At 44.6% G+C, this 5,601-nt stretch carries 8 protein-coding genes; 3 read left to right on the top strand and 5 right to left on the bottom strand.

The genetic code is table 11. From position 1 onward, the window contains the following. Nucleotides 1-66: 66 nt before the first annotated feature. Both Q0R57_RS14425 and Q0R57_RS14430 read right to left on the bottom strand, forming a co-directional pair. Complete coding sequence (locus Q0R57_RS14425; protein WP_294749162.1) at nt 67-1,122, bottom strand: Fic family protein; 1,056 nt, start codon at nt 1,120-1,122, stop codon at nt 67-69. 281 nt (nt 1,123-1,403) lie between these two features. Continuing rightward, entirely contained in the window at nt 1,404-2,225 is an 822-nt protein-coding gene (locus tag Q0R57_RS14430) for a tetratricopeptide repeat protein (RefSeq protein ID WP_294749164.1), read from the bottom strand. A 209-nt stretch (nt 2,226-2,434) separates the two neighbouring features. Here Q0R57_RS14430 and Q0R57_RS14435 point away from each other — a divergent pair, with 209 nt between their 5' ends. The 3 genes from Q0R57_RS14435 to Q0R57_RS14445 all read left to right on the top strand — a co-directional run bounded on the left by Q0R57_RS14435 (nt 2,435) and on the right by Q0R57_RS14445 (nt 3,615). After that, a complete protein-coding gene (locus Q0R57_RS14435) occupies nt 2,435-2,695 on the top strand; it encodes a type II toxin-antitoxin system HicA family toxin (RefSeq protein WP_294749165.1) in 261 nt (86 codons plus the stop codon). Nucleotides 2,696-2,707: 12 nt separating this feature from the next. Further along, entirely contained in the window at nt 2,708-3,052 is a 345-nt protein-coding gene (locus Q0R57_RS14440; RefSeq protein WP_294749167.1) for a type II toxin-antitoxin system HicB family antitoxin, read from the top strand. 194 nt (nt 3,053-3,246) lie between these two features. Further along, nucleotides 3,247-3,615 (top strand): hypothetical protein, encoded by a 369-nt coding sequence (locus Q0R57_RS14445; RefSeq protein ID WP_294749168.1) that lies wholly within the window; start codon nt 3,247-3,249, stop codon nt 3,613-3,615. 289 nt (nt 3,616-3,904) lie between these two features. Here the strand turns inward: Q0R57_RS14445 and Q0R57_RS14450 are convergent, their stop codons facing one another. The 3 genes from Q0R57_RS14450 to Q0R57_RS14460 form a co-directional block, all read right to left on the bottom strand. Next, nucleotides 3,905-4,069 (bottom strand): hypothetical protein, encoded by a 165-nt coding sequence (locus Q0R57_RS14450; protein ID WP_294749170.1) that lies wholly within the window; start codon nt 4,067-4,069, stop codon nt 3,905-3,907. A gap of 18 nt (nt 4,070-4,087) precedes the next feature. Next, on the bottom strand, nt 4,088-5,170 hold the full coding sequence (locus Q0R57_RS14455; protein WP_294749171.1) for a hypothetical protein: 1,083 nt from the start codon (nt 5,168-5,170) through the stop codon (nt 4,088-4,090). 206 nt (nt 5,171-5,376) lie between these two features. Further along, a partial coding sequence (locus Q0R57_RS14460) for a helix-turn-helix domain-containing protein (protein ID WP_294749173.1) occupies nt 5,377-5,601 on the bottom strand: 225 nt, incomplete at its 5' end.

Consider the following 5,601-nt stretch of genomic DNA (forward strand, 5'->3'; position numbering starts at 1 on the left):
AAATTAATAGTTAAATCGCATAATTTGTTTGGAATTTACCATAGAATGCGGTTCCCGTGTGCACTCTCACTGACTCGCAGCCTTCATTGTATATGTTCTATTCTTATTACCACCATGTGCCTCCAAGTAGCCAAACTCCGTGAGTTGGCGGAGGTAACGCTTGGCAGTGGTCGGAGTGTAGCCGAAGTGAGAAACAATAACGTCGGTAGTGATTTCGTCCTTATCGTTCAGGAAAATCAAAATATCGACCATTTTCTCTGCCAAAGAGGGCTTTATCGACCATTTATCGACCATTTTCTGTTTCAAATCCTGTTTATCGACCATTTCTGATGCCATAGATTGCATGAATTGGTCGATAACTGTCTGCAGGTGCTGGCAATGATGACGGGTCATACAATCGAGGAAAATGTTGAGGTCTTCGCTCTCGCGGGTGTCTATCAGCGCCTGGATATATTCGGCCTTGTCTTCTTTGACAACCTTAGTCGGCAACACATCAAACTCCCATTGCAGCAGGTTCATCAGCAGGCGGCTGGTACGTCCGTTACCGTCAGCCCACGGATGGATGGTCACCAGTTCGAAGTGAGCCCAGAAACTGAGGTCATAGACAGCGGCCACATCGGTGGGGTCTATGGCTTTGCGCCTACGATTAAGTTCCTCGCAGAAGGCAGCGAGACGTGCAGGCACTTTCTGATACGACATATAAGACTTGCCACCTGTGCCAGCAGTAACATTCAGTTTACGCAACTCACCCTTGGCAGCAGAGAAGTCACCACCAATAGAGTGATACTCGCTACCCGTGCGAGCCATTACCTTGGATGCCAAGAGAACAAGCCAATCGGTAGTGATAGGTTCATGCTGACGAATCCACTCACGTCCGTAGTCGTAAGCCACCTTCAGGTCGAGGTTCATCTGCTGCTCCAGCATGGTACGCTTGCTGCTGGTGATGCCTTCGTCGAACAGCAACTGAGCCTCCACCTCCGTCACCGTACTGCCCTCGATGGCTGTAGAGTGCGTAATGATGGAGTAGAGATAGAACTTGTCGAAGTCTATCTGATCGGATATACCCAACTTCTTATGCTGCTGAAGCAATCGTAGTAATCTGTCTCTATTCTCTTGTGTCATGATTAGCGTAATATGTTGCAAAGGTACGAATAAGTGAGTAGAAAACCAAAATTTTTTTGAGTTTTCTTGCGCTCGGCTCTGCCGCTTGCCACCAAAGGGACGTAAGAACGGGCTTTGCTTTATTATCAGCCCTCTTCCATCTTCCCTCAGCCATCAGCCTTCATCCATCAGCCATCATCAATCTTCCATCGGTCATAATTAAAGGGCCTGCTCCGCGTGGTGCAAAGCAAGCCCTTAAATGGGTTATCGGACCTCACAGGGGGACAGTCCCCGAGTGTTCCTTATCTTTGTGATCCAGTAGCCTGTTCTAAGAATTTATCTGCCAATTCTTTCAATGCATTTGCGGCACCTTCGTGTCCTTGCTCTGCAGCTTTCTCAAACCAATTGGTGGCCTGTTCCTCGTCTTGTTCGACTCCCGTACCTTTGGCATAGCAAAGACCTAAGCAGTACTGAGCATCGGCATCTCCCTGCTCCGCGGCTTTCCGATACCAATAGAAGGCCTGCTGCTTGTCCTCTTCGACTCCCGTACCTTTGGCATAGCAAAGACCTAAGCAGTACTGAGCCTTGGCAAGTCCTTGTTCGGCCGCCTTTCTAAACCAATAGACAGCCTGTTTAAAGTCCTTTGCGCCCCCCGTACCAACGGCATAGCAAAGACCTAAGTCGCATTGAGCATCGACATGTCCCTGCTCCGCGGCTTTCCGATACCAATAGAAGGCCTGCTGCTCGTCCTGTTCAACTCCCATACCAACGTCATAGTAAGAACCTATAAGGTGTTGAGCCTCGGCAATTCCCTTCTCTGCGGCTTTTCGATACCAAAAGGCAGCCTGCTGATCGTCCTGTTCGACTCCATTACCAATGGCATAGCAAAGCCCCATGTTAAGTTGAGCCTCGGCAAGTCCTTGTTCGGCCGCTTTTCTAAACCAATATACTGCCTGCTTTTCGTCCTGTTCGACTCCATTACCTGTGTAGTAGTAAACACCCAAGTTGTATTGGGATATGGCATCTCCTTTCTCCGCCGCTTTTTTTACATCTTCAAAACTTCCCTGCGCACAGCACATGAGGGGGAACAATACGGATAATAAGATGAAGATAAACTTATTCATAATAGTGTTTTATTAGTTAGTGCTATTTTCTAGTCAATACGCGAAATAATAGCGAATGCTTCTTGTTAGTCCGGATTTCTCCCCGAACTGAGGGCAAAGATACAAATTTTATGGAAGAAAAAATCGAAATAGAAAAAAAAATTGCAAAAAAATTTGGATTGTAACTAAAATTTAGTTACTTTTGCGGCAGAAATGATTAATACTTTATAATGGGAACAAAGGAAAAATTAAGGGAGCGCTTTCTGAAGATGCCGTCGGACTTCACGTTTGACGAGATGCAGCGCTTACTTGAAGGTTATGGCTACGAGAAAGGCGACAAAGGCAGAACATCGGGTTCACGTGTCATCTTTAAGAATGGCAACAAGCGCCCAATCATGTTGCATAAACCCCACCCAGGCAATATCGTAAAGGGCTATGCTATGAAGCAGGTATATGAGGATTTAAAAGAAGCAGGATTTATAAAAAAATAGGAGGAAAGAGGTATGAATACAATGACTTACAAAGGTTATATTGGTTCTGTTGCTTTCAGCGAGAAAGATAATGTGTTTTTCGGAAAGATTGAGGGTATTAACGGATTGGTGAATTTTGAAGGTGAGAGTGTGACAGAACTCACCGAGGCTTTTCATGAGGCTGTTGATGATTATCTGGCTTATTGTGAGGATGAAGGTATAGAACCTGATAAGAGTTACAGCGGCGTGCTGAATGTCAGACTAACTCCTGCCATCCATCGCCAGATTGCCATTCTTGCCCGACAGGCCGGTCTGACGTTAAATGCCTATATCAAAGACGCATTAGAGGAAAAAGTAGAGGCAGAAGTCGCAATCTAATTTATATCATTGGTGTTCTTTGGAGCAAAAAAGCAAATAACTGTAGAATTGAGGACATAGCCGCAAGGTTCTGTCCTCAGTTTTTCAGAATCAAAATGCAGATTTTATCTGTTTAATCTGCCAATGTGTCAAAGTGGTGGAGAGCCAGACTTTTGGCATAATAATTGCTTGCATTCTATTAAATTATAAATATTATGATCCATTGGACAGACATAGAAAAATCAAAAGAGGGCATTCTTCAGATTCTTGAAGTTATCAAGAACTATGAGAAGGATGGCGAGGTGAGATTTATTGCAGGTGTTCAAAGTCGCCACTTCTCTGAATATAAAATACAGCAGTTGATATGTATTGTTCGTGAACGTCTGAACATGACGCGTCGTGAAATCAAGGTATGGGAAACCGTAACCCCTTACTTCGAAAAACGCAACATCCATTTCTACGTGAACCGTTGCGGCTTCCACATTATTGAGTTCTACACCAGCCACCATCCCGACCCACACAATCCCGATGGCAGCACCGAAGACCAAGACGGCATGTTCCGTTTTCAGAAAGCTATCCTTTAAAGTTCATTCGAATATCGTCTATCTTATTTAAAATAAGCCACAAGACAGGTGCCAGTCCTTGATGTCTTCCATCGGTCATAATTCAAGGGCCAGCTCCGCGTGGTGCGAAGCAAGCCCTTGAGTTTGTTATCGGACCTCACAGGGGGACAGTCCCCGTGTGTTCGCGGGCTTTCATATAGTTTGCTCGGAGCGTTGAAAAAGGAAATGGCCGCTCTGGAGCGGCCATTTCTTAGGTTATAACAGGACAATTATCTGATTCAACGTATCATTTGACCTGTCCCTGTGATTCTTATGGCAGAATCAGCTCATTGTCTGACGGCAAGTTGAGACCAGGAGCCAGCATATCACCTGAAGTTATTTCTTCATCAGATACGGGCAGTGAGCCTGCCAGCAACGTCTGCTGCATCTTCAGGACTACAACCTCCATTTCAGGTGCAAAATATGTTTTCTTCATAATCTATTTCCTCTTTATTTACTTAATTACTACTTTTTTACCATTCACAATGTACAGGCCCTTAGTGGGCTGAGCCACGCGCTGACCAGCAAGGTTATAGTATTCGCCGTTAGCCTCAGCAGCAACCTTAACAGGCTCGATACCTGTTTCCTCATCACCAAAGCCAAAGAAATCACGAGCAGAAGAATGCTCAATCTTCATATAAATGGCCCATGCAGGAATTGCTGATGAGGAAGACATCCTATAGAAACCAACTACGCCGTTCTTCTTGGCCAAAGCATAAAGGGTACCGTCGCCAGGCTTTGGAGTTCCATCATTAGCCTGTAATCCATTATCGCCCCAAGGGAATGAACCAGAAAGGTCTTCTGTAGTAATCTCCACCATATAATTACCCGGTGCAGCCTCAATAAGGACAGGCTGCCAACCAGGAATTCCTGTAACCTCTTTCAACTTAATATAATTACCTTCTTCAACGTATTTCGCAACATAAGCCTTAACATTGGAATCTGTAATCTTTATGTTTGAGCCAGTACGGAAAGTCCTCCATCCAGCTTCACCAACGCTTATGAGCATACCGGGGTCCAGAACTTCGCTCGGTGCATCTTTTTCAACCCGAGCCATTGTCGAGCCATTCCAAGTTGATACAGACCATCCTGTAAGGTCGTCTGTTTCGAAGTCACCATTGGCAATCAGATTTGTAGTTTCACCTTTCTCCTTCAAAGAAACATTATCGAAGTACACCTCGCCACCACAGGCACCCAGGTCAATTTCAAGGAAGGTATAATTACCACCAGCTTCGAACTCAATCTGATATCTTGTGAACTTATTAGTCCATAACCCCTTATTAGCTTCCCATTGTTGACCGTCACCACTAGGCACAAGACGAGTTTCACCACCATTAACAGCATTAATAGAAATTTCAAAGACATAAGTCTTACCTTTTACCAAAGCAGTAGGCAATTCGTACTGGGCCTGATAATCCCAAGGATTTGGCTTTGCCTCACCATTAGTAACCTTTAACATGTGGTTTTGAGCTTTTGCCCCCCCCACTGCGAGCACCAACAGTGCCAGCGTGAACAACGATTTTGTAAATTTTCTCATTGTGATTTTAGTTAGTTAATAATAAATGATTTTAAAAATGTTGCAAAGATATACATTTATTATGTTAATCTAGTCTGTGTACTAATCTTTTATTAATTATTAACTAAACTTTCGCACGAAACAGCGTAATAAAGAGATTATCTCGTCAGGGAGAACTTCAGCGAGAGGCCGAAGTCAAGATGACCAGGGGGTTCCCGTGTGCACTCTCACTGACTCGCAGCCTTCATTGTATATGTTCTATTCTTATTACCACCATGTGCCTCCAAGTAGCCAAACTCCGTGAGTTGGCGGAGGTAACGCTTGGCAGTGGTCGGAGTGTAGCCGAAGTGAGAAACAATAACGTCGGTAGTGATTTCGTCCTTATCGTTCAGGAAAATCAAAATATCGACCATTTTCTCTGCCAAAGAGGGCTTTATCGACCATTTATCGAC

This window comes from uncultured Prevotella sp., from assembly GCF_946407605.1.
GTDB lineage: Bacteria > Bacteroidota > Bacteroidia > Bacteroidales > Bacteroidaceae > Prevotella.

Excerpts from the sequence above, each read along its gene's own strand:
- Q0R57_RS14425 (WP_294749162.1), bottom strand. The coding sequence starts at position 1,122 with ATGACACAAGAGAATAGAGACAGATTACTACGATTGCTTCAGCAGCAT.
- Q0R57_RS14430 (WP_294749164.1), bottom strand. The coding sequence starts at position 2,225 with ATGAATAAGTTTATCTTCATCTTATTATCCGTATTGTTCCCCCTCATG.
- Q0R57_RS14435 (WP_294749165.1), top strand. The coding sequence starts at position 2,435 with ATGGGAACAAAGGAAAAATTAAGGGAGCGCTTTCTGAAGATGCCGTCG.
- Q0R57_RS14440 (WP_294749167.1), top strand. The coding sequence starts at position 2,708 with ATGAATACAATGACTTACAAAGGTTATATTGGTTCTGTTGCTTTCAGC.
- Q0R57_RS14445 (WP_294749168.1), top strand. The coding sequence starts at position 3,247 with ATGATCCATTGGACAGACATAGAAAAATCAAAAGAGGGCATTCTTCAG.
- Q0R57_RS14450 (WP_294749170.1), bottom strand. The coding sequence starts at position 4,069 with ATGAAGAAAACATATTTTGCACCTGAAATGGAGGTTGTAGTCCTGAAG.
- Q0R57_RS14455 (WP_294749171.1), bottom strand. The coding sequence starts at position 5,170 with ATGAGAAAATTTACAAAATCGTTGTTCACGCTGGCACTGTTGGTGCTC.